Source organism: Lacisediminimonas profundi (assembly GCF_008831265.1).
Lineage (GTDB): Bacteria > Pseudomonadota > Gammaproteobacteria > Burkholderiales > Burkholderiaceae_D > Lacisediminimonas > Lacisediminimonas profundi.
Genome location: NZ_VTTH01000002.1, coordinates 40,386 through 59,959 on the forward strand (window position 1 = coordinate 40,386; position 19,574 = coordinate 59,959).

The window sequence follows — 19,574 nt, forward strand, 5'->3', positions numbered from 1 at the left end:
CCTGGGAGGCTCCTGGATCGCCTGAGTGTGTTCATTTTGCTCGAAGTTTCGGGTAAGGCTTCATGGTAACGATTTGAAATACATCCAACAAACCGAATATACTTGTTAGATTCATCGAAAAAGCTGAGGCATTCATGGCCAGCATCAACTACAAGCACCTGCGTTATTTCTGGATGGTCGCGAAGGCGGGAAGCATCGTCCGTGCCAGTGAGCAATTGTTTCTTTCGCCACAATCGATCAGCGGCCAGTTGCGCGAACTCGAAGAAAGTCTTGGCGTTGCGCTGTTCCACAAGGTCGGGCGGCAGCTCGAATTGACCGATGCCGGCCGCCGCGCACTGACATACGCGGACGGCATTTTTTCGCTCGGCGAGGAGTTGGTCGACGCCATGCGTGACCAGACGCGTGAGCCGGTGGTGCGCTTCAAGCTGGGCGTTGCCGATTCGGTGCCCAAGCTGATCGCTTTCCGGGTGGTGGAGCCGACGCTTTACCTGGACGAACCGGTGCATCTGATTTGCCGTGAAGGGCGGCTTGACGCCTTGCTGTCGGAACTGGCTGTGCACCGGCTTGACATGGTGATTGCCGACCGGCCGATTCCCAACAGCCTGAATGTGCGCGGCTACAGCCACCTGCTGGGCGAGAGCGGACTGACGGTATTCGGCGCCCCACGCTTGCTGGAGAAATTGCCCAAGGAGTTTCCGGCCATGCTGGAGCGTGCACCCTTTCTGCTGCCGGGCGCGGAAGTGCTGGTGCGTTCGAAGCTGTTACAGTGGTTTGCGGCGCAAAAATTGCGACCGCGGATCGTCGGCGAATTTGACGACAGCGCGTTGCTGGGGGCGTTCGCCCAGGCGGGTGTCGGATTGTTCGTCGCCCCTTCGGCAATCGCTGACTATGTGTGCGCCCAGTACAACGTACGCGCGGTTGGCGATATTGCGGGCGTGAAGGAGCAGTTGTACGGGCTGACCACCGAGCGGCGGCTGACGCATCCGGCCATCGTCGCCATTCGGCGCATTGCCCAGCAGGAGGTGTTCGGCAAGCGCGCCCCAGCGGTGGGCGCAGTATAGGGGCAGTGCTGCGGTCCACCTGGCAAGGCCGCGGCAACTCCCGGCTGGTTTTGTAGTCCTAACAATACATGACAAGGAGGAGATCATGCTGCGCAGCCTGAAAGCACTGGATGGATTCACGATTGCGGCCACCGATGGCGAGCTTGGCCACGTGCGGGACATTTATTTTGACGACGAGAAATGGACCATCCGGTATTTCGAGGTGGATACCGGCGGCTGGCTGTCGGGGCGCAACGTGCTGTTGTCCCCGGCCTCGGTCACCGGCATCGACTGGAAGGACAAGAGCCTGCGGGTCAAGCTGACGCGCAGGCAGGTGGAGGACAGTCCCGGGCTGGACAGTGCCTTGCCGGTGTCGCGCCAGCACGAACTGGCGCTGTCGCGTTACTACGGCCTTCCGCGCTACTGGGCCGGCCCCTACCTCTGGGGCTATACGGCATTTCCGATGCTGGTCGATCCGATTCCCTGGGATCCGGCCACCGGCCAGCTGGCGGGCCAGCCGGTCGACGAGCAGCGGGCAGAAGGCGATCCTCACTTGCGCTCCAAGGACGAGGTGCTCGGCTACCTGATACAGGCGAGCGACGACACTGTCGGTCATGTGGAGGACTTGCTGTTCGAGGAGCGCGACTGGCGCATAGGATTGATGGTGGTCGACACGCGCGACTGGCTGCCGGGGCGGCATGTGCTGATCTCTCCGGCACGCATTCGCGGCCTGAGCTGGGAAGAAAAAACGGTGCGGGTACGGGCGACGCGGGATGAGATCGAGCACAGCACTGAGTACGATAGCGGACATCCGCCGGAGAGCGAGGCGGTGGAGGACTTGTACCAGCGCACCGTGAGGCCTGCACCGGAAGGCGGCGACAAGGCGATGCGCTCGTGAGGGAATGACGGGATGAAGGGATGACGGGACGAAGGGATGACGGGACGGCATGGGCTGGAACGTGAAATAATCGCATCTTCCAACACGATTCCGGCCCGCTCATGACTCCTGCCTTCAGCAAGTTCCTGCTCCCTCTGGTCGCCGCAGCGGTAATGGCCGGCTCCGCCCATGCGGCGGCGCTCCGGATAGGCTTGGCCGCGGAGGTCTCCACCCTCGATCCGCACTACCTGAACATCGCGCCCAACGTGGCGTTTTCATCGCATCTGTTCGACGCGCTGGTGCATGTGGACCATAACGGCGGATTGGTTCCGGGACTGGCTACCGGATGGCGGGCAGTTGATGCGACGACCTGGGAGGTCAAGCTGCGGCAGGGCGTGAAATTCCATGACGGTAGCGACTTCACCGCCGACGACGTGGTGTTTTCGCTCGACCGTCCGGCGACGCTGAAGAACAGCCCGGGGCCATTTACCAGCTACACCCGGCAGATCGCCGGCAAGCAGGTGGTGGATGCGCATACGCTGCGGCTGAAGACCACCACGCCTTACGGACCATTGCCGCTTGATTTGTCGACCATCTACATCGTGTCGAAAAAGGCGGCGCAGAACGCGACCACCGAGGATTTCAACAGCGGCAAGGCGCTGGTCGGAACCGGTCCGTTCCGGTTCGGCAGCTTCCGCCCCGGCGAGAGCATCGACCTGAGCCGCAATGACAGCTACTGGGGCGGCAAGGCGGCGTGGGAGAAGGTGAGCTTCCGCATGATCGGCAGCGACGCCTCCCGCCTGGCGGCGCTGATGGCGGGCGACGTCGACGCAATCGAGAACGTACCGACCGCCGACCTGGCAAAGCTGAAGGCGCAGTCGAAGTTCACCCTGGCGCAGCGCACTTCCTGGCGCACGATTTTCTGGCACATGGATCAGTCCTCCAGCGTGACCCGGTTCGTCACCGACAAGGCCGGCAAGCCGCTGGCAGCCAACCCGCTGCGCGATATTCGCGTACGGCAGGCCTTGTCGAAGGCAATCAACCGCCCGGCACTGACCGAACGGATCATGGAAGGGCTGGCGGTGCCGGCGTCCAATATCGTGTCGCCGGGCATACTGGGGTACAACACCACGCTCAAGCCAGAGGCGTTCGACCCGGAAGGCGCGAAGAAGCTGCTGGCCGAAGCCGGATATCCGAACGGCTTTGCGATGACGCTGCACGGTCCGAAGGGCCGTTACATCAATGACGAAAAAGTGGTGCAGGCGGTGGCCCAGTTCTTTAACCGAGTCGGCATACAGGCCAAGGTCGAGACGCTGCCGCTGTCGGTCTATTTCGGCCGCGCCCGCAGCGGCGAGTTCAGCATGGCCATGCTGGGCTGGGGCACGCTGGCCGGGGACTTCGGTTTGCGCACGCTGGTTGGCACCCCCAACCAGGAAACGGGCTGGGGCAGCTGGAACTGGGGCAAGTACAGCAACAAGACCGTTGATGAACTGGTCCGTTCTTCGCTGGCTTCCGTGGATGAGGCCAAGCGCGCAGATTTTGCGCGCCAGGCTGCCGCCGTTGCGCTGAAAGACTACGCGGTGATTCCGATGCACCACCAGACCGCAACATGGGCGATGCGCAAAGGGCTGAAATACACGGCGCGCGTCGACGAGTTCACGTTCGCGCACCAGTTCCGGCCGGAATAGCGCGTGGCTCGTAACAAGGACATGACAGGCCTTGCAGGCATGGCAGGCATGCCCATCCCGGCTCCGGCCGCGGGCGGATAGGGCCGTGCCCGCGTTCATACTGCGCCGCCTGCTGCAGAGCCTGCTGGTGCTGGGCGTGATGTCGCTGCTGGTGTTCGCCGGCATCCATGCAGTGGGCAACCCGATCGATGTGCTGATCAGCCCCGATGCCAACCAGGCCGAGCGGACCCGCATCATCGCTTCCTTCGGGCTCGACCAGCCCTTGTGGCGCCAGTATCTGCTGTTCGTGGGCAATGCATTGGCGGGCGACCTCGGCCGCTCCTATGTGTTTGCCATGCCGGCGCTGGGCCTGATCCTGGAACGGATGCCGGCCACGCTCGAACTGGCGGCCTGCGCGATGCTGCTATCGATCCTTCTCGGGCTTCCCCTCGGCATGCTGGCCGGACTGAAGCCGGACAGCTGGTACAGCAAGACCGTGATGGCGGTCTCGATACTTGGCTTTTCGCTGCCGACCTTCTGGGTCGGTTTGCTGCTGATCATGGTGTTTGCGGTGCAGCTGGGTTGGCTGCCATCGACCGGGCGCGGCGCAACCGCAGACTTGTTCGGCATTCCATTCAGCTTCCTGACCTGGGACGGGCTACGGCATCTGCTGCTGCCGGCAGCCAACCTGGCCTTGTTCAACATCGCACTGGTGATTCGCCTGACACGGGCCGGCACGCAGGAAGCCCTGCTGCAGGATTACGTGCGCTTTGCCCGGGCCAAGGGCCTGAGCAACCGCCGCATCGTCGGCGTGCATGTGATGAAGAACATCCTGATCCCGATCGTGACCGTGCTTGCGCTGCAATTCGGTTCCATCATTGCGTTTGCAATCGTGACAGAATCGATTTTTGCCTGGCCCGGTATGGGCAAGCTGATCATCGATTCGATCCGTGTGCTGGACCGGCCGGTGATCGTGGCCTATCTGATGCTGATCGTTACGCTGTTCATCCTGATCAACCTGGTCGTGGACATTCTCTATTCACTGCTGGATCCGCGGGTGCGGCTTGCAGGAGGCCGCGCATGAAGCATCACGCCACCGCGGCAAAGGAGGCGGCGTTGCCTGTGCAGGCTCGGGGAGAGGCGCCGTTGCAAGCGCCTTTGCAAGATTTCTTGCGCGAGTTCTTTTCCAGCCGGATTGCCACTTTCGGCGCACTGGTACTGGCGCTGGTCGTGCTGGCCGGCCTGCTGGCGCCGGTGCTATCGCCGCAGGACCCGTACGACCTTGCCCAGCTCGATGTGATGGACTCACGCCTGGCACCCGGACAGGCTTCTTCCGACGGCCGCATCACCTACCTGCTGGGCACGGACGAGCAGGGGCGCGACCTGCTGTCCGCGATCCTGTACGGTCTGCGTATTTCAGTCACGGTCGGTGTGGCAAGCACTGCGCTGGCGCTGGCGCTGGGCCTGGCGCTCGGTCTGTTGGCTGGTTACGCAGGCGGGCGCACCGATACCCTGATCATGCGGCTGGCCGACATACAGCTGTCTTTCCCGCCGATCCTGATCGCCTTGATCCTGCTGGTGCTGACAGGCCAAGGCGTGGGCAATATCATCGTCGCGCTGGTCGCGGTGCAATGGGCCTACTATGCGCGTACTGCGCGCAGCGCTGCGCTGGTCGAGCGCAACCGTGAATACATCGAAGCGGCTGCCAGCATGGGCTTGTCGCCGGCCCGCATCGTGTTTCGGCACCTGCTGCCCAACTGCATGCCGCCGCTGATCGTGGTGGCGGCGCTGCAGATCGGCTCGGCGATTTCGCTCGAAGCAACGCTGTCCTTCCTTGGCCTGGGCCTGCCGGTCACCGAGCCTTCGCTCGGGCTGCTGATTGCCAACGGCTTCCAGTACCTGATGTCCGGCAAATACTGGATCAGCCTGTTTCCCGGCATTGCGCTGATGCTGACGGTGGTCGCGATCAACCTGGTCGCGGACCGCTTGCGCGATGTGCTCAACCCACGGCTGCAGGTGACGGTATGAGCGCCATCGTCGATCGGGGAGCCCTGCTGTCGGTGGAACATCTGGAGACGCATTTCAGCACCCGCTCGGGCCTTGTCAGGGCAGTGGACGACGTCTCGTTCTCGGTGCCGCGCGGAGGCGTGCTGGGGCTGGTTGGCGAATCGGGTTCGGGCAAGTCGATGACGGCGTATTCGATCATGCGCCTGCTCGACGCCCCGGGGCGGATTGCGGGTGGCCGCATCATGTTCAAGGGGCAGGACCTGCTGGCGCTGACCGACGAACAGATGCGGTGCTTGCGTGGCAACCGCATTGCGATGATCTTCCAGGATCCGATGATGACGCTGAACCCGGTGTTGCGCATCGATACCCAAATGACGGAGACGATACTGGCGCACCGCCGCGTCGGCCGCTCAGCAGCACGGGAGGAGGCGCGCGCGGCGCTGGAACGGGTCGGCATATCCAGCCCGGAGCAGCGCCTGCGAGCCTATCCACATCAGTTTTCCGGCGGCATGCGGCAGCGGGTGGCGATTGCGATCGCGATGCTGAACCGTCCCGACCTGATCATCTGTGACGAGCCGACCACGGCGCTGGACGTCACCACGCAGGCGCAAATACTGGGCGAGATGCAGGCCCTGTGCCGGGAATCCGGCGCCGCGCTGATCTGGATCACGCACGACCTGGCCGTAGTCGCCGGCCTGGCAGACGAGATCTGCGTGATGCGCAATGGCAAGATCGTGGAAAGCGGCAGCACCGCGCGCGTGCTGCTCGAGCCGCAGCATCCCTACACCCGGCAACTGCTGGATGCGGTGCCCTCGCGTCACCGGCCAGGCGAGCGCTTGTCCGCCCCCTCCATGCAAGTGGATGGCCGCCATGCTTGAGCAGCCCTTGCTGGAACTGCGCAAGGTCGGCAAGCGCTTTGCCCCCGCGGCCGACTTGAGCTCCCGGCTTGTCGGCGGCCTGTCGCGGCTGCTTCGTTCGCGACCGGTGGCGGAGGTGGCGCAGGCGGGAGTGCAGGCAGGGGTTCAGGCTGTAAATGATGTGTCGCTGTCGGTTGTCAAGGGCGAGGTGCTCGGGCTGGTTGGCGAATCCGGCTGTGGCAAGTCGACGCTGGCGCGGTTGGCGATCGGATTGCAGTCGCTCTCGGCCGGCAGCCGATGGTGGAAGGGGGAAGACCTCGACAGCTTGCCGGCGGGTGTGCGCAGGCAGCGGCAACTGGGCATGCAGATGGTGTTCCAGGACCCCTATGCCTCGCTGAATCCGCGCTTGCGGGTGCAGGATATTGTTGGCGAGGCGCCGCTGGCGCATGGCATGGTGGAGCGGGACGCGCAGCAGGTGCTGGTCGCATCGCTGTTGCAGCAGGTTGGCCTGGATCCGGCGATGATGCGCCGCTATCCGCATCAATTCTCAGGCGGCCAGCGCGCCCGCATCGGCATTGCCCGCGCGCTGGCCTTGCAGCCCGAGCTGCTGATTTGCGACGAGGCGGTTGCTGCGCTGGATGTGTCGATACAGGCGCAGGTGCTGGACCTGTTCATGGATTTGCGCGAGCGTCTGGGCCTGACCTATCTGTTCATCAGCCACGACCTGAGCGTCGTGCGCCACCTGTCTGACCGGGTGGCGGTGATGTACCTGGGGCGGGTGGTGGAACTGGCGTCTGCGCAGGAATTGTTTGCGCAGCCGGCGCATCCCTATACGCTCATGCTGCTGGCATCGGCGCCACGGCTGGAGCCGAAAAAGATCGAGTTCCGCGGACCGCCGGGGGAGTTGCCTTCACCGCTGGCGCCGCCACCGGGATGCCATTTCCATCCGCGTTGTCCGCATGCGAGCCAGCGGTGCCGGGAGGAGCGTCCGGAGCTGGTGGAAGTGACGGCGGGGCATTTTGTGGCTTGTCATTTGCATGAGGGCGCCAGGAGCGGGTAGGGGAATCACGATGTAGGCAACACTCAAACCGTCCCCCGCCGCACCCGCGCCTCGCGCCGCGCAATCCATATCGTCGCTGCACAAATCACGCTACCGCCCAGCAGCGTGGTGTTGCTCGGCGAATCGCTGAACATCAACCAGCCCAGCAGGGTGGCCCAGATCAGGTCGAGGAACCTGACCGACTGCGTCGCCGAGATGTCTGCCACGGAGAATGCGCGGGTCAGGCAATAATGGCCGGCCGAGCCCAGCACTCCCGTCAGGCAGAACAGCACCCATTGCGTCGCGTCCGGCCACTTCCAGTGCAGCAAGGCAAACGGAAAGCTCAGGACCGTAACGGTCACCGCCTGCCACAGCACGATGACCTTCGCCGATTCCGTGCGCGTCAGTGCTTTCGTGATCAGGAACGAAGCGGCGAACAGCGGCGCCGATGCCAGCATGATCAGCGAGTACACGCCACCAGTGCCGGCCAGCTTGGGGCCGACCACGATCAGGATGCCGGCGAATCCGATCAATGAAGCAGCCCAGCGGTCCCAACGCATCGGCTCGCCGAAAAACACGGCGGCCCCGATCATGATGAAAATCGGGCCGGTGAATCCGATCGATGTCATGTCTGCCAGCGCGATATGGGGCAACGCGATGAACCAGCAGGCTAGTCCGCCAGCATGAACGGCGCCGCGCAGGAACTGGCCGCGCACGTTTGTGGGCCGGAACGCCGCCAGGCCATAGCGCAGCACCAGCGGCGCCATCACGATCGTGCCGAACAGATACCGCAGGAACTGCGCCTGCAGCGGATCGAGCGCGAGGGTCAGTTTGCGAAGCAGTGAATTCAGTACCGCGAACAACAGGCCCGACATGAGCATCCAGAACATGCCGCGCACCACTGGCGGCATCCTGCGCGCCCGCCGCCGGGCAACCCGCACGCGGGCGCCAATGCGGGGCGCGGTGACGGACCTGTTGTCAGGACTCTTGTCAGGACTGCCTCCAGGCCTGTCTCCAGGCTTTCTCTCCCGAGGATCTTCCTGCATCACACCGCTTGCCAGCGACCATCGACCTCGGTCGCGCGGCCTTCCTGCTGCAGCTTGATCAGGTGCGCCGACATCGAGCGCAGGGCCATGGCGTAGCGCTCGACCGGCACGTCGTCATAGACCACGGACACCAGGTCGTAGGCGCTGATCGGGCCCGTTCGTTGCAGGCAATCCAGCACCTTGTCCTCGCGCGCCTGCCGGTGGGCCAGCAGGCGGTCTATGCGTTGCACAGGCTGGTCCATCAGGAAGCCGTGGCCCGGCGCAAGCCATTCTATTTCCGGGTCGCGGACCTTGCGCAGCGAGGCGAGGTAGACCGCCATGTCGCCGTCCGGCGGATTGATGACGACGGTGGAGCCCTGCATGATGTGGTCGCCGGTGAACAGCATCCGCTCTTCCTCCAGCAGGAAGCAGCAGTGGTTGCTGGCATGGCCGGGAGTGTGGATCACGCGCAGCGTGACGCTGCCGAGTTGCAGGCGGTCGCCGTCGCGCGGCACGCGGTCCGGCCGGAAATCGGCATCCTGGAATTCGGTGGCCGGAGCCGGCATGCCGATCACTTCGGCTCCGGTCAGTTCCTTCAGGCGCGCAGCACCCGGCGAATGGTCGCGGTGGGTGTGGGTGGTCAGGATGTAGCGGATCGCCGCTCCGCCTTCTTGCGCCACTGCTGCCAGGTGCGATTCGATGTCCGGACCCGGATCGATCACGGCCAGCACCCCGGCGTCACCGACCAGGTACGTGTTGGTGCCGGGACCGGTCATGAAGCCTGGGTTGGGCGCGGCGATGCGGCGCACGTGCGGGGACAATTCCCGGACGGCCCCGGGAACGATCTCGGACCAGAAGGTGCCAAGTCCGGTCGGGTCGATCTTGCTGATCTCGGCGTAGGGGAAATCGCCCGGCAGCAGCACCTTGCGACCCTTGCTGTTGATGCTTACGCGCGGATTGATTTCCGGAATAGTGCGTGGTGTCCGGACGTGCGCCATGATCTCGCCGGCGCTACGGAATGGCTGGAGTTCACGCAGGATGGTCTGGGTCGCCTGGGCGAGCTTCATCTCGCCGCTGGCAAAGCGCGACAGCGCGAGCTCCGGCGTGATCCATATGTTTGCAATGGTCTCTTCGTCGTCATGCCAACCGGTCTGGCCGGGCGGCGCCACCGCGATGAAGAAGCGGGTATCGAAACGCTTGGGCAATCCGATCGGGGTGATCCAGTGGCTCATGTACGCCGCGCGTTCAGGGGCGAGGCGCCAGTTCCGCGACAGGCACAGGTCCTTCAGCGTCAGCGTGCCTTCGGACAGTTGCTGGCGCAGTGCATTGGCTTCCTGCAGGTCGGGCAACTGCACCAGCTCGCCGCTGGCGTCCGTGGCGAACAGCAGGCCTGCTTCCTCGAAGCATTCGCGGATGGCAGCGATCCAGTAGGAAACACCGCCTTTTTCAAGGTTCAGCGTCGCGCTGGCGGCGCGGTCGTCGAGGTCGTGAATGGCGTTGCTGTCATCGTGGTCTGAATGGTCGACGGCACCGCCGGGAAATACGTGGGCGCTGGCCATGAACGATGCCTGGTGGGTGCGCTGCATCAGGAATACCTCGGGACCATCGGCGCCATCGCGGACGATGATCAGCGTGGCTGCGGGGCGGAGCGGCTTGGTGCTTGTTGTCATCTGTGCGTCTCTGTGTCTCGGAGCCATCATTGTAGACGAGCGACCCCGAAATGGGTTTTCCGTTATCCTTGCACATTACGCCGCAGCGACGTGCGAAACGAGACAGGATTTTCGATTGAGCGATTTGCTTCAACATCAGCTGGAATTTTTTACCCGCCCCGAGTACCGGCCCCTGCTGGCGCAAGGCCGGCGCGGGATCGAGCGCGAGGCGCTGCGTGTGGACCCGCAGGGCCGGCTGGCGCTGACGCCGCATCCGGCGGCGCTGGGTTCGGCCCTCACACATCCCCACGTCACGACCGATTATTCCGAAGCACTGCTCGAACTGATCACGTCACCGCATGCGGATCCGGCGCAGGTGCTGGTCGAGCTCGACCGGATTCACCGGTTCGTCCAGCAAAGGCTGGGGAGCGAGTTGATGTGGGCGCATTCGATGCCGGCACTGTTGCCGGCGGAGCCGGAGATTCCGATCGCCTGGTATGGCAGTTCGCACATCGGCATGCTCAAGCACGTGTACCGGCGTGGCCTGGCCGTGCGCTACGGCAAGGCGATGCAGTGCATCGCCGGCATTCACTACAACTTCTCCTTGTCGGAGGATCTTTGGGACGCATTGCGCAAAGACCAGGGGTCGCCGCTGTCGCAGCGCGACTTCCAGTCCGAACGCTACATCGCAATGATCCGCAACTTCCAGCAGCGTGCATGGCTGCTGATGTACCTGTTCGGAGCTTCACCCGCGCTGCCGCTGAATTTCCTGCAGGGCCGGCCCCATCAGCTGGAAAAACTGGCCGACGACACGCTGTACCTGCCTTACGCAACCAGCCTGCGGATGAGCGACCTTGGCTATCAGAACAAGGCGCAGGTCGGGCTGATCCCGCCTTACAACACCTTGGGCGAGTACATGCGCAGCATGGCGCGCGCTGTGCAATTGCCCTATCCGGAGTTCGAGGCGATCGGATTGCGCAAGGAAGGACAATGGATCCAGATCAGCACTAATGTCCTGCAGATCGAGAACGAGTATTACGCGACGATCCGCCCCAAGCGCGTGACCAGGACTGGCGAGCGGCCGTTGCAGGCGCTGTGCGAACGCGGGGTGCAATACATCGAGGTCCGCTGCATGGACGTCGATCCGTTCGAGCCGGTTGGGATCAGCCTGCAAACGGCTCGATTCCTGGACGTTTTCCTGACCGCGTGCGCGCTGACAGGCAGTCCGCTGGTTGACCTGCCCCGGGCTAACGAGTACCGCTCGAACTTCGCGACCGTAGTGCGCGAGGGCCGCCGGCCCGGCTTGCTGTTGCATCGCGATGGCGCGGCTGTTCCGCTGGCGCAGTGGGGCCAGGAGATGCTGGATGAAATCCTTCCGGTTGCACGGCTGCTGGACCAGCAGTCCGGCGGCAACGCCCACGTCGAAGCAGTCAGGGCGCAGGCGCAGTGCCTGGCGTCGCCGGAGTTGACGCCGTCGGCACGCGTGCTAGATCAGGTTCGCGCGCATCAGGGTTCATTCCACCGGTTTGCGCTGGAGAAAAGCCGGGAGCATGCGGCCAGCCTGCTGCAGCGGCCGGTCACGGGCGACCAACTGGACAGGCTGTGCAGTGAGGTCGAGCAGTCGCTTTCCGAGCAGGGGGACATGGAACGCCGCGATACCGGCAGTTTCGACGAATTCATTGAGGCTTACCGGGCAGCCACGCCTACGGAGTTGCGCTGCTGATGGCGCTTGATGCGGTGCGAGCGTCCATGCAGGATGGCGTTGCGCTCGCCGCCGCCGAACCGGGGGCGCTGCACTGTTCGGGCGGCGCGCTGCGGTAGACGCTGCGTCCGTCCTGCTTGGCATCGTAGAGCATCGCATCGGCCCGCCGCAATAGCACGCCGGGATCCATGTTGCCGGCATGGCAGAATGCCAGCCCGACGCTGACCCCGACTGTCACGCTGACACCTTCCAGCACGAACGGGGTTTGCACTGTCTGCACGATCTTGAGCGCAATCGCCTCTGCATCTTCCTGGCGGGCCAGATCCTCCATTACCACTGTGAACTCGTCGCCGCCAAGGCGGGCGATCGTATCTGTGGTGCGCAAGGCCTGCGACAGGCGACCGGCGAAGGCCTGCAGCAACAAGTCGCCAGTGTGGTGCCCGTAGCTGTCGTTCACGCACTTGAAGTGGTCGAGGTCGAGGAACATGACTGCGATCAGAGACTGCTCATTGCGGCTGCGCGCAACCGCGCACGCCAGCTTCTTCTGGAAGCCCTCGCGGTTCAGCAATCCGGTCAGGCCATCCATTTCGGCCAGTTGCCGGAGCCGGCATTGCTCCAGCTTGCGGGCGCTGATGTCCTGCACCATCATGTGAAAGCCGATCACCGTCCGGCAATCCTCGCCGAACTGCGGAATACAGGTCGACTCTTCACAGCGGTAGTTCTCGCCTGAACCGGATTCTCGCTCGAAGGTGACGGTGTTGCCTGCCAGTGCCTGCTCAAGCCAGGGCAGGGCCTGGCGGAATTCGTCGGGCCCGAGCAGATCCTCGAGCTTCATCTCGCGCATCGCGTCGCGTGCGATCCGGTACTGCTTCTCCCATGCAAGATTGTTGAAGCGGAATCGCAATTCTGCGTCGACTTGGGCGACCAGTGCTGGCAGCGTGTCGGCAACAGTGCGCAAGCGATGCTCGCTGTCGGCCAGCGCCTGCTCGGTTTTCCGGCGGGCGGTGATGTCGTCGACGGTGCCGGAGTAGCCCTGCACCTTGCCATCGACAACAATCGCCGCTGTCTTGACCGAGGCCCAGACTATTCGTCCATCCGCATGCACGAAGCGGTAGGACATCTGGGAGTTGCCGCGGCGGCCTGCCACCCCGTCCGCGTCAGCTACCGATGACTGGCGCCACGCGCTGAAGACCTTGATCCGGTCTTGCGGATGGATGGCCTGTATCCAGCCATTCCCCAGCGCCCGCGTCGCCGGCATGCCGGAAATCGCTTCATAGCGCCGATTGACGTAGGTGCAGCGGCCGTCGGGATCGGTCTGGAACAGCCCGAGCGGAGATGCGTCGTAGGCAGCGGTGAGTTCCGCCTGCTTGGTTCGCAGCGCGCGGGCCTGGCGCCGGTACAGGGGCAGGCAGCTCGCGGCCAGCAACAAGATCAGTGTCCACAAGGGGAGGGGAGCAGGACTGCTCAGTAAATGCCATGTGACGAGTCCGGCAGCAAAGGCGGTCGTGATGCAAGTCAGCATCAAGCGCTGGCGGAGCGGCGGGTTGCCGCGAGCGGCGCCTGCCGGTTTCACCTGTCGATGCTCCGACGCGGGGAATGGTCATGCGCGATGCCGCACTGGGGCAGTGTTCGGGTCGACTTCATGTCTGCTGTTGCCGCGATCCAGGTGGGGCCGGTCAGGCCGATCCGGCGGCAAGGGGATTGCAAACGCCGGGACCGACGCAGAATACTCAGCAAGCCAAACTTCGGAACCAAATATTAGGGTCCGATCGACGGATGCAAACAAGGAAGCGGGGAGGTCGAACGAGTGTTCGATTATCTGGCAGGTGCTGGCGGCGGGGCGCGCCAGGAATGCCCCCTCCCCTTGAAAGGGAGGGGGCTATAAGGTCGATCGGCCATCGACGCGCTTGCCGTGGCCGAAAAACCATTTATGACTCCAGCCTTGCTCTGCGCTCGAAGGCGAGATGCGGATAGTGCCAGACTTATCGTCCGCGGTTGCCGCTACCGCCACCGCCACCCTGGCGGCGGCCTGCCGGGGCTGCCGGACGCGGGCCTGATGGCCGTGGGGCGGCGCTGCGCGGCGCTGCTCCCGGAGTCTGGCCAGAACGGTTGCCGCCCTGGCGACCATGTGCGGCGCTGCGCAACTGGATCGGCTGCGCGCGCGCGTTGGGGTCGGGCTCGAAGCCGGGTACCACTTCACGCGGGACAGTCTGGCGGATCAGCTTCTCGATGTCTTTCAACATCTGGTGTTCGTCCACGCAGACCAGCGACACCGCTTCGCCGGTTGCGCCGGCACGACCGGTGCGTCCGATACGATGTACATAGTCTTCCGGCACGTTCGGCAGGTCGTAGTTGACCACATGCGGCAATTGGTCGATGTCGATGCCGCGAGCGGCGATATCGGTAGCCACCAGCACCTGCAATTCGCCGGCCTTGAAATCGCCCAGGGCACGGGTGCGTGCGGTCTGGCTCTTGTTGCCGTGAATCGCCATGGCGGTGATGTCGTCGCGAGCCAGTTGCTCGACCAGCTTGTTGGCGCCGTGCTTGGTGCGGGTAAACACCAGCACCTGGGACCAGTTATGGGCCTTGATCAGGTGTGCCAGCAGCGGGTGCTTGCGATCGCGGTCGACCGGGTAGATTTTTTGCGCAATGACTTCGACCGTGGAGTTGCGCTTGGCGACTTCGATCATCTCGGGCGCATTGAGCAGGCCATCGGCCAGCGCCTTGATCTCATCCGAGAACGTGGCGGAAAACAGCAGGTTCTGGCGCTGTTTTGGCAGCGCGGCGAGGACTTTCCGGATGTCGCGGATGAAACCCATGTCAAGCATGCGATCGGCTTCGTCCAGGACCAGGATCTCTACCTTCGACAGGTCGATCGTGCCCTGTTCCATGTGGTCCAGCAGCCTGCCAGGCGTGGCGACCAGGATGTCGAGGCCGGCGCTGAGCAACTTGATCTGCGGGTGAATGCCAACCCCGCCGAATATCACGCCCGACTTGAGCTTGAGGTACTTGCCGTAGGTGCGCACGCTTTCCTCGACCTGGGCCGCGAGTTCGCGCGTCGGCGTGAGGATCAGGGTCCGGACGCTTTTCGCGCGGGTGCCAGGTTTCGGCGCAATGGTCGAGAGGCGCTGCAGGATCGGGAGCGTGAAGCCGGCGGTCTTGCCGGTGCCAGTCTGGGCGCCTGCGAGCAGGTCGCCGCCCTTCAGTACCGCAGGTATGGCCTGCTTCTGGATAGGGGTGGGAATGGTGTAGCCGTTTTCGATGACGGCACGAAGAATGGGTTCGGACAAGCCGAGTTCTGCAAATGACATGGATGAATTATTGGTTGTGGCGCTGCCCCGCAATGGGGGCTGGGCCAACGATTAACGCTGGAAGAACGGCAATTGCCAATCTAGCGTGACCAGGGCGCAAGCAACTGCACCATCTGGGCGAATACTTTCGGGGAAGCGGCGATCACGTTACCCTTGTACAGGTAGTCGGATTCGCCGGCGAAGGTGCCGACGATGCCGCCGGCTTCAGTAATGAGGAGCGAGCCTGCTGCAATGTCCCACGGCTTCAGGCTCTTTTCGAAAAAGCCGTCGAGACGGCCGCAGGCAACGTAGGCGAGGTCGAGCGCAGCCGAGCCCGGGCGACGCAGTCCGGAAGATGCTTGCGTCATGACGCGAAACATCTGGAGGTATTCGTCGAGGGCGCTCAGGTCGCTGTAAGGGAAACCGGTGCCGAGCAAGGCGTCAGCGATCTTTTCCCTTTTCATGACCCGGATCCGCTTTTCATTCAGGTATGCGCCGCGCCCCTTGGATGCCGTGAAGAGGTCGTTGCGGGTCGGATCGAAGATGACTGCCTGCGTGATCTGGCCGCGTTGCTGCAACGCGATCGAGACGCAGTACTGCGGGAAGCCGTGGATGAAATTCGTGGTGCCGTCGAGCGGATCGATGATCCAGACATTCTCGTTCTCGTCATGCAGGTTCGCTGACGGTCCGGATTCTTCGGCCAGGATCGCATGATCCGGGTAGGCGGCGTGCAGGACATCGATGATGGCCTGTTCCGCGGCGCGGTCGACTTCGGTCACGAAGTCGTTGTGACTTTTTTCTGTCACCGTCAGCCGATCCAGTTCAAAGGAGGCGCGGTTGATGATCGAGGCACCGCGACGAGCGGCTTTGATAGCCGTGTTCAGCATGGGTTGCATGAGGGCTTCCGATAGAATGGCGGTGCCGGCCAGAAGGCTGCAAGTACGACACCCGAATATTTAATGAGCGTGCGACAGGCGATGTGATCGGCCGCCGCGGAACCCTCTATTTTAAACGATACAGCCACAGATGCCCAATTCGCTTTTCTCCCGCCTGCGGTTTGTCCTTGTTGAAACCAGTCATCCGGGCAACATCGGCGCGGCCGCACGTGCCATGAAGACCATGGGTTTTTCGGAACTGGTGCTGGTCCGGCCACGCTTCGCCGATGCGCTCCGGCAGGACGACGCGATTGCTTTTGCCAGCGGCGCGCTTGATGTGCTGGAAAACGCGAAGGTTGTGGAAACGCTGGCGCAGGCGCTGGACGGCGTCCAGTACGCTGCCGCTCTCAGTTCCCGCTTGCGCGAATATTCTCCGCCGGTGGTAAGTCCGCGGGAGTTTGCCGCCGTGGTCGCTCCCCGGGCCGACCTGCAGGCGGCACTGGTATTCGGCAGCGAGCGCTACGGGCTTTCGAATGACTCGGTGATGCAGTGCCAGGCGCTGGTGAACATTCCAGCAAATCCCGCCTATTCGTCATTGAACCTGGCGCAGGCGGTGCAATTGCTGGCTTACGAATGCCGGGTGGCAAGTGATTCCGGACCTGCGGATCAGTCAGCTTCCAGGATCGGCTTCCAGGGCGAGCTGGCTTCTGCCGAGCAAGTGGAGGGCATGTATGTCCACCTGGAGCATGCGCTGGTCGAGCTTGGCTTTCTGGATGCGGCCAATCCGAAGAAGCTGATGCCGCGCTTGCGGAGACTGTTTTCGAGGACGGGGCTGGAAACGGAAGAGGTGAACATCCTGCGGGGCATTGCGGGGCATGTGATCGCGGCATGCAAGAAGTGAACGGCTGCGTCGGTGGGTGGGTGGGGGAAAGCTTCACGGTGGCTCCCGCTACCTTTGAAGCGGATCATTGCCCACATCTTGATTCGTGACGTGGTCCGACGCACTCCAAGAACGCTCCCTCCCCTTGAAAGGGAGGGAGCGACCGTAGTGATCAATAGCGGCCAACGCTTAGCGTTGGCGTGCTACGCCCAAGCCCTCAGCAAACCTACCGCCAAGCCTTCCAGCACAAAGTCTTCACGCCCGGGTTCTACGCGAATCGGCTTGAAGTCGTCGTTCTCGGGCAGCAGTTCGATCAGGTTTGCCGATCTGCGGAAGCGTTTGACCGTCACTTCGTCGCCAAGCCGTGCAACGACTATCTGTCCATTGCGTGCTTCGGTGGTTTTCTTGACGGCCAGCATGTCGCCGTCCAGTATGCCGGCGTCACGCATCGACATGCCACGTACCCGCAGCAGGTAGTCGGGACGGTCGGCGAACAGGTTCGGGTCGACGGTATAAGTATTGTCGATGTGCTCCTGGGCCAGGATCGGGGAGCCGGCAGCTACCCGGCCGACCAGCGGCAGGGTGAGTTGCATGATCCCGGCGTGGGGTAGTGTCATCTGCCCGGATGGGCGTCGCGCACGACCGGCGGGCATGTCCAGCAAGCGGATGCCGCGGGAAGTACCCGGGGATATTTCAATTGCGCCCTTGCGGGCGAGCGCCTGCAGATGCTCTTCAGCCGCATTGGCAGAGCGAAAACCGAGTTCGGTTGCAATTTCAGCACGGGTTGGCGGGAAGCCTGTCTTTTCGATCGCCGCCTTGACGAGGTTGAGTATCTGTTCCTGTCGTTCGGTAAGCTTGATCATCGCGCCCGGCCGGGAATGCCGGCCGCCTGTTTATAATGACAGCCTGTATTTTTATACAGTCTTTGTTTCCATGCAAGCGGTTTCTGGTCCGCGCAGCGGACGCGGGACCGCCCGGTGATTCGGGCGCAGCGACAGGAATTTGAGTTTTTGCCCACTTGCCGGTATAGTTGCGTGTTTTCCTCTTCCCACACTCGAGTTGACGCCGGGGTGGGCGATCATCAATCCGTCCCTAGGAGATTACATGCGTCATTATGAAATCGTATTTATCGTGCATCCCGATCAGAGCGAGCAAGTGCCCGCCATGATCGAGCGTTACAAAGGCATCGTCACCGCTCGCGGCGGCAATGTTCACCGGGTGGAAGACTGGGGTCGTCGCCAGATGGCCTACATGATCCAGAAACTCGCCAAGGCACACTATGTTTGCATGAACATCGAGTGCGACGCCGAGACCCTGCTGGAACTCGAAACCGGCTTCCGCTTCAACGACGCCGTCCTGCGCCACCTCACCGTCAAGATGAAGAAGGCCGATACTGCGCCGTCGCCGATGATGAAGGCCGTGCAGAAAGAAGACGCCGCCAAGAGCCACCGCGCCGAGGCAGCTGCTTCCTAAGCACCCGGGAGAGTGAATCAGGTTCGTTTGATTGCAAGCATTGCCGAGCGCGACGTACTGCGCTACACGCCGGCGGGTATACCGATCGTTGCAGCAAGACTGCTGCACAGTTCGACCCAGTCCGAAGCAGGCATTGCCCGCTTGGTCGAGTTCGAAATCGCTGCACAGGCTGCAGGCCGGATTTCGGAAGAATTCAACCAGGCCGATCTGGGCGGTACCTACCATTTCACTGGCTTCCTTGCGCGAAAGAACCGCAACAGCCGGAGCATGGTATTTCACATCACCGGTTTTGAGTAACACAATCCAGATACCAGATACAGGAGCCAAAAATGGCATTCGGTAAGAAATTTGACAAGAGCAAGATGAAAGAGAAGCGCAAACAGCAAAATCCGCTGTTCAAGCGCAAGAAGTTCTGCCGCTTCACGGCAGCAAAAGTCGAGCAGGTGGACTACAAGGATGTCGACACGCTGAAGGACTTTGTCCAGGAAAACGGCAAGATCATGCCCGCACGCCTGACCGGCACCCGTGCGCACTACCAGCGCCAGCTCGATACGGCAATCAAGCGCGCCCGCTATCTGGCCCTGCTGCCGTACACCGACCTGCACAACGCGTAAGACGACGCTTAGGAGAAAACATGCAAGTTATTCTGTTGGAAAAAGTCGTCAATCTGGGCGATCTGGGTGCAGTTGTGAAGGTCAAGGACGGCTATGCCCGCAATTTCCTGATCCCCCAGCGTAAAGCGCGTCGTGCCACCGCTGCTGCCGTGGCCGAATTTGAAGTCCGTCGTGCCGACCTGGAAAAGGCAGCTGCGTTGCGGCTGGCCGTAGCCCAGGCCCAAGGCGAGAAACTGTCCGGCCTGACCGTGCAGGTGTCGCAGAAGGCCGGCGTTGACGGCCGCCTGTTCGGCTCGGTCACCAACTTCGACATCGCCGAAGCGCTGACCAAGCAAGGCTTCCCGGTCGAGAAGGGCCAAGTACGCATGCCGCAAGGCCCGCTGAAGATCGTGGGCGACCACGCTGTTTCGGTGGCGCTGCATACCGACGTCATCGTCGATATCACGGTATCTGTGCTGGGCGAGCACGCCTGAGTCGTCAGCATTACGAAAAAGCCGGGCTTGCCCGGCTTTTTTTTGTCTGGTCGCACGCTGCTGAAAGTTTTCCGGCGTGAGGGCCCGGCTTCACTCCTGCATACCG

Annotated in this window: 19 protein-coding genes; 13 read left to right on the forward strand and 6 right to left on the reverse strand. The window is 62.9% G+C overall.

The genetic code is table 11. From position 1 onward, the window contains the following. The first annotated feature begins 134 nt into the window (after positions 1–134). From nhaR to FVE66_RS05830, 7 genes are all read left to right on the forward strand, one after another. Positions 135–1,061, forward strand: coding sequence for a transcriptional activator NhaR (gene nhaR / locus FVE66_RS05800; protein ID WP_151446479.1), 927 nt, complete (start codon positions 135–137; stop codon positions 1,059–1,061). Positions 1,062–1,146: 85 nt separating this feature from the next. After that, a complete protein-coding gene (locus FVE66_RS05805) occupies positions 1,147–1,938 on the forward strand; it encodes a PRC-barrel domain-containing protein (protein ID WP_151446480.1) in 792 nt (263 codons plus the stop codon). 101 nt (positions 1,939–2,039) lie between these two features. Further along, positions 2,040–3,605: an ABC transporter substrate-binding protein gene (locus FVE66_RS05810; RefSeq protein ID WP_151446481.1), complete on the forward strand. Its 1,566-nt coding sequence runs from the start codon at positions 2,040–2,042 to the stop codon at positions 3,603–3,605. Between the two features lie 85 nt (positions 3,606–3,690). Continuing rightward, entirely contained in the window at positions 3,691–4,668 is a 978-nt protein-coding gene (locus FVE66_RS05815) for an ABC transporter permease (RefSeq protein ID WP_151446482.1), read from the forward strand. After that, complete coding sequence (locus FVE66_RS05820) at positions 4,665–5,612, forward strand: ABC transporter permease (RefSeq protein ID WP_151446483.1); 948 nt, start codon at positions 4,665–4,667, stop codon at positions 5,610–5,612. Before FVE66_RS05815 ends, FVE66_RS05820 begins: the two co-directional genes overlap by 4 nt. Next, entirely contained in the window at positions 5,609–6,469 is an 861-nt protein-coding gene (locus FVE66_RS05825; protein ID WP_151446484.1) for an ABC transporter ATP-binding protein, read from the forward strand. Before FVE66_RS05820 ends, FVE66_RS05825 begins: the two co-directional genes overlap by 4 nt. Then, positions 6,462–7,508 carry an ABC transporter ATP-binding protein gene (locus FVE66_RS05830; RefSeq protein WP_151446485.1) on the forward strand — a complete coding sequence of 349 codons (1,047 nt, stop codon included), beginning with the start codon at positions 6,462–6,464 and terminating at the stop codon, positions 7,506–7,508. Before FVE66_RS05825 ends, FVE66_RS05830 begins: the two co-directional genes overlap by 8 nt. Before the next feature lie 23 nt (positions 7,509–7,531). Here the strand turns inward: FVE66_RS05830 and FVE66_RS05835 are convergent, their stop codons facing one another. Together FVE66_RS05835 and FVE66_RS05840 are read right to left on the reverse strand one after the other, a co-directional pair. Then, entirely contained in the window at positions 7,532–8,377 is an 846-nt protein-coding gene (locus FVE66_RS05835; protein WP_241673046.1) for a DMT family transporter, read from the reverse strand. A 155-nt stretch (positions 8,378–8,532) separates the two neighbouring features. Next, positions 8,533–10,182, reverse strand: coding sequence for an MBL fold metallo-hydrolase (locus tag FVE66_RS05840; RefSeq protein ID WP_151446487.1), 1,650 nt, complete (start codon positions 10,180–10,182; stop codon positions 8,533–8,535). 115 nt (positions 10,183–10,297) lie between these two features. Between FVE66_RS05840 and gshA the strand changes: the two genes are divergently transcribed. Continuing rightward, on the forward strand, positions 10,298–11,884 hold the full coding sequence (gshA, locus tag FVE66_RS05845) for a glutamate--cysteine ligase (RefSeq protein ID WP_151446488.1): 1,587 nt from the start codon (positions 10,298–10,300) through the stop codon (positions 11,882–11,884). Here the strand turns inward: gshA and FVE66_RS05850 are convergent. From FVE66_RS05850 to FVE66_RS05860, 3 genes are all read right to left on the reverse strand, one after another. Next, positions 11,865–13,436, reverse strand: coding sequence for a sensor domain-containing protein (locus FVE66_RS05850; protein WP_151446489.1), 1,572 nt, complete (start codon positions 13,434–13,436; stop codon positions 11,865–11,867). The two genes, gshA and FVE66_RS05850, sit on opposite strands and share 20 nt — an antisense overlap. A 409-nt stretch (positions 13,437–13,845) precedes the next feature. After that, entirely contained in the window at positions 13,846–15,174 is a 1,329-nt protein-coding gene (locus FVE66_RS05855) for a DEAD/DEAH box helicase (RefSeq protein ID WP_151446490.1), read from the reverse strand. 80 nt (positions 15,175–15,254) lie between these two features. Continuing rightward, entirely contained in the window at positions 15,255–16,040 is a 786-nt protein-coding gene (locus FVE66_RS05860; protein ID WP_194164372.1) for an inositol monophosphatase family protein, read from the reverse strand. A 139-nt stretch (positions 16,041–16,179) separates the two neighbouring features. On the opposite strand from FVE66_RS05860, the gene FVE66_RS05865 reads away from it, so the two are divergent. Next, entirely contained in the window at positions 16,180–16,929 is a 750-nt protein-coding gene (locus tag FVE66_RS05865) for an RNA methyltransferase (RefSeq protein ID WP_151446492.1), read from the forward strand. Between the two features lie 182 nt (positions 16,930–17,111). Here the strand turns inward: FVE66_RS05865 and lexA are convergent, their stop codons facing one another. Next, positions 17,112–17,771, reverse strand: coding sequence for a transcriptional repressor LexA (gene lexA, locus FVE66_RS05870; RefSeq protein WP_151446493.1), 660 nt, complete (start codon positions 17,769–17,771; stop codon positions 17,112–17,114). Between the two features lie 241 nt (positions 17,772–18,012). On the opposite strand from lexA, the gene rpsF reads away from it, so the two are divergent. Genes rpsF through rplI form a run of 4 tightly spaced genes read left to right on the forward strand, consistent with a single transcriptional unit; the run spans position 18,013 to position 19,468 of the window. Continuing rightward, entirely contained in the window at positions 18,013–18,381 is a 369-nt protein-coding gene (gene rpsF / locus FVE66_RS05875) for a 30S ribosomal protein S6 (RefSeq protein WP_151446494.1), read from the forward strand. A 12-nt stretch (positions 18,382–18,393) separates the two neighbouring features. Continuing rightward, positions 18,394–18,678 (forward strand): primosomal replication protein N, encoded by a 285-nt coding sequence (gene priB, locus FVE66_RS05880; protein ID WP_151446495.1) that lies wholly within the window; start codon positions 18,394–18,396, stop codon positions 18,676–18,678. Between the two features lie 32 nt (positions 18,679–18,710). Beyond that, complete coding sequence (rpsR, locus tag FVE66_RS05885) at positions 18,711–18,995, forward strand: 30S ribosomal protein S18 (protein WP_151446496.1); 285 nt, start codon at positions 18,711–18,713, stop codon at positions 18,993–18,995. A 20-nt stretch (positions 18,996–19,015) separates the two neighbouring features. Further along, positions 19,016–19,468, forward strand: coding sequence for a 50S ribosomal protein L9 (gene rplI / locus FVE66_RS05890; protein ID WP_151446497.1), 453 nt, complete (start codon positions 19,016–19,018; stop codon positions 19,466–19,468). The last annotated feature ends 106 nt before the right edge of the window (positions 19,469–19,574 follow it).

Coding starts and splice junctions, on each gene's coding strand:
- rpsF (WP_151446494.1), top strand. CDS start 18,013: ATGCGTCATTATGAAATCGTATTTATCGTGCATCCCGATCAGAGCGAG.
- FVE66_RS05830 (WP_151446485.1), top strand. CDS start 6,462: ATGCTTGAGCAGCCCTTGCTGGAACTGCGCAAGGTCGGCAAGCGCTTT.
- FVE66_RS05865 (WP_151446492.1), top strand. CDS start 16,180: ATGCCCAATTCGCTTTTCTCCCGCCTGCGGTTTGTCCTTGTTGAAACC.
- rplI (WP_151446497.1), top strand. CDS start 19,016: ATGCAAGTTATTCTGTTGGAAAAAGTCGTCAATCTGGGCGATCTGGGT.
- FVE66_RS05835 (WP_241673046.1), bottom strand. CDS start 8,377: ATGTTCTGGATGCTCATGTCGGGCCTGTTGTTCGCGGTACTGAATTCA.
- FVE66_RS05860 (WP_194164372.1), bottom strand. CDS start 16,040: ATGCTGAACACGGCTATCAAAGCCGCTCGTCGCGGTGCCTCGATCATC.
- FVE66_RS05805 (WP_151446480.1), top strand. CDS start 1,147: ATGCTGCGCAGCCTGAAAGCACTGGATGGATTCACGATTGCGGCCACC.
- rpsR (WP_151446496.1), top strand. CDS start 18,711: ATGGCATTCGGTAAGAAATTTGACAAGAGCAAGATGAAAGAGAAGCGC.
- nhaR (WP_151446479.1), top strand. CDS start 135: ATGGCCAGCATCAACTACAAGCACCTGCGTTATTTCTGGATGGTCGCG.
- FVE66_RS05810 (WP_151446481.1), top strand. CDS start 2,040: ATGACTCCTGCCTTCAGCAAGTTCCTGCTCCCTCTGGTCGCCGCAGCG.
- lexA (WP_151446493.1), bottom strand. CDS start 17,771: ATGATCAAGCTTACCGAACGACAGGAACAGATACTCAACCTCGTCAAG.
- FVE66_RS05840 (WP_151446487.1), bottom strand. CDS start 10,182: ATGACAACAAGCACCAAGCCGCTCCGCCCCGCAGCCACGCTGATCATC.
- FVE66_RS05825 (WP_151446484.1), top strand. CDS start 5,609: ATGAGCGCCATCGTCGATCGGGGAGCCCTGCTGTCGGTGGAACATCTG.
- FVE66_RS05820 (WP_151446483.1), top strand. CDS start 4,665: ATGAAGCATCACGCCACCGCGGCAAAGGAGGCGGCGTTGCCTGTGCAG.
- FVE66_RS05855 (WP_151446490.1), bottom strand. CDS start 15,174: ATGTCATTTGCAGAACTCGGCTTGTCCGAACCCATTCTTCGTGCCGTC.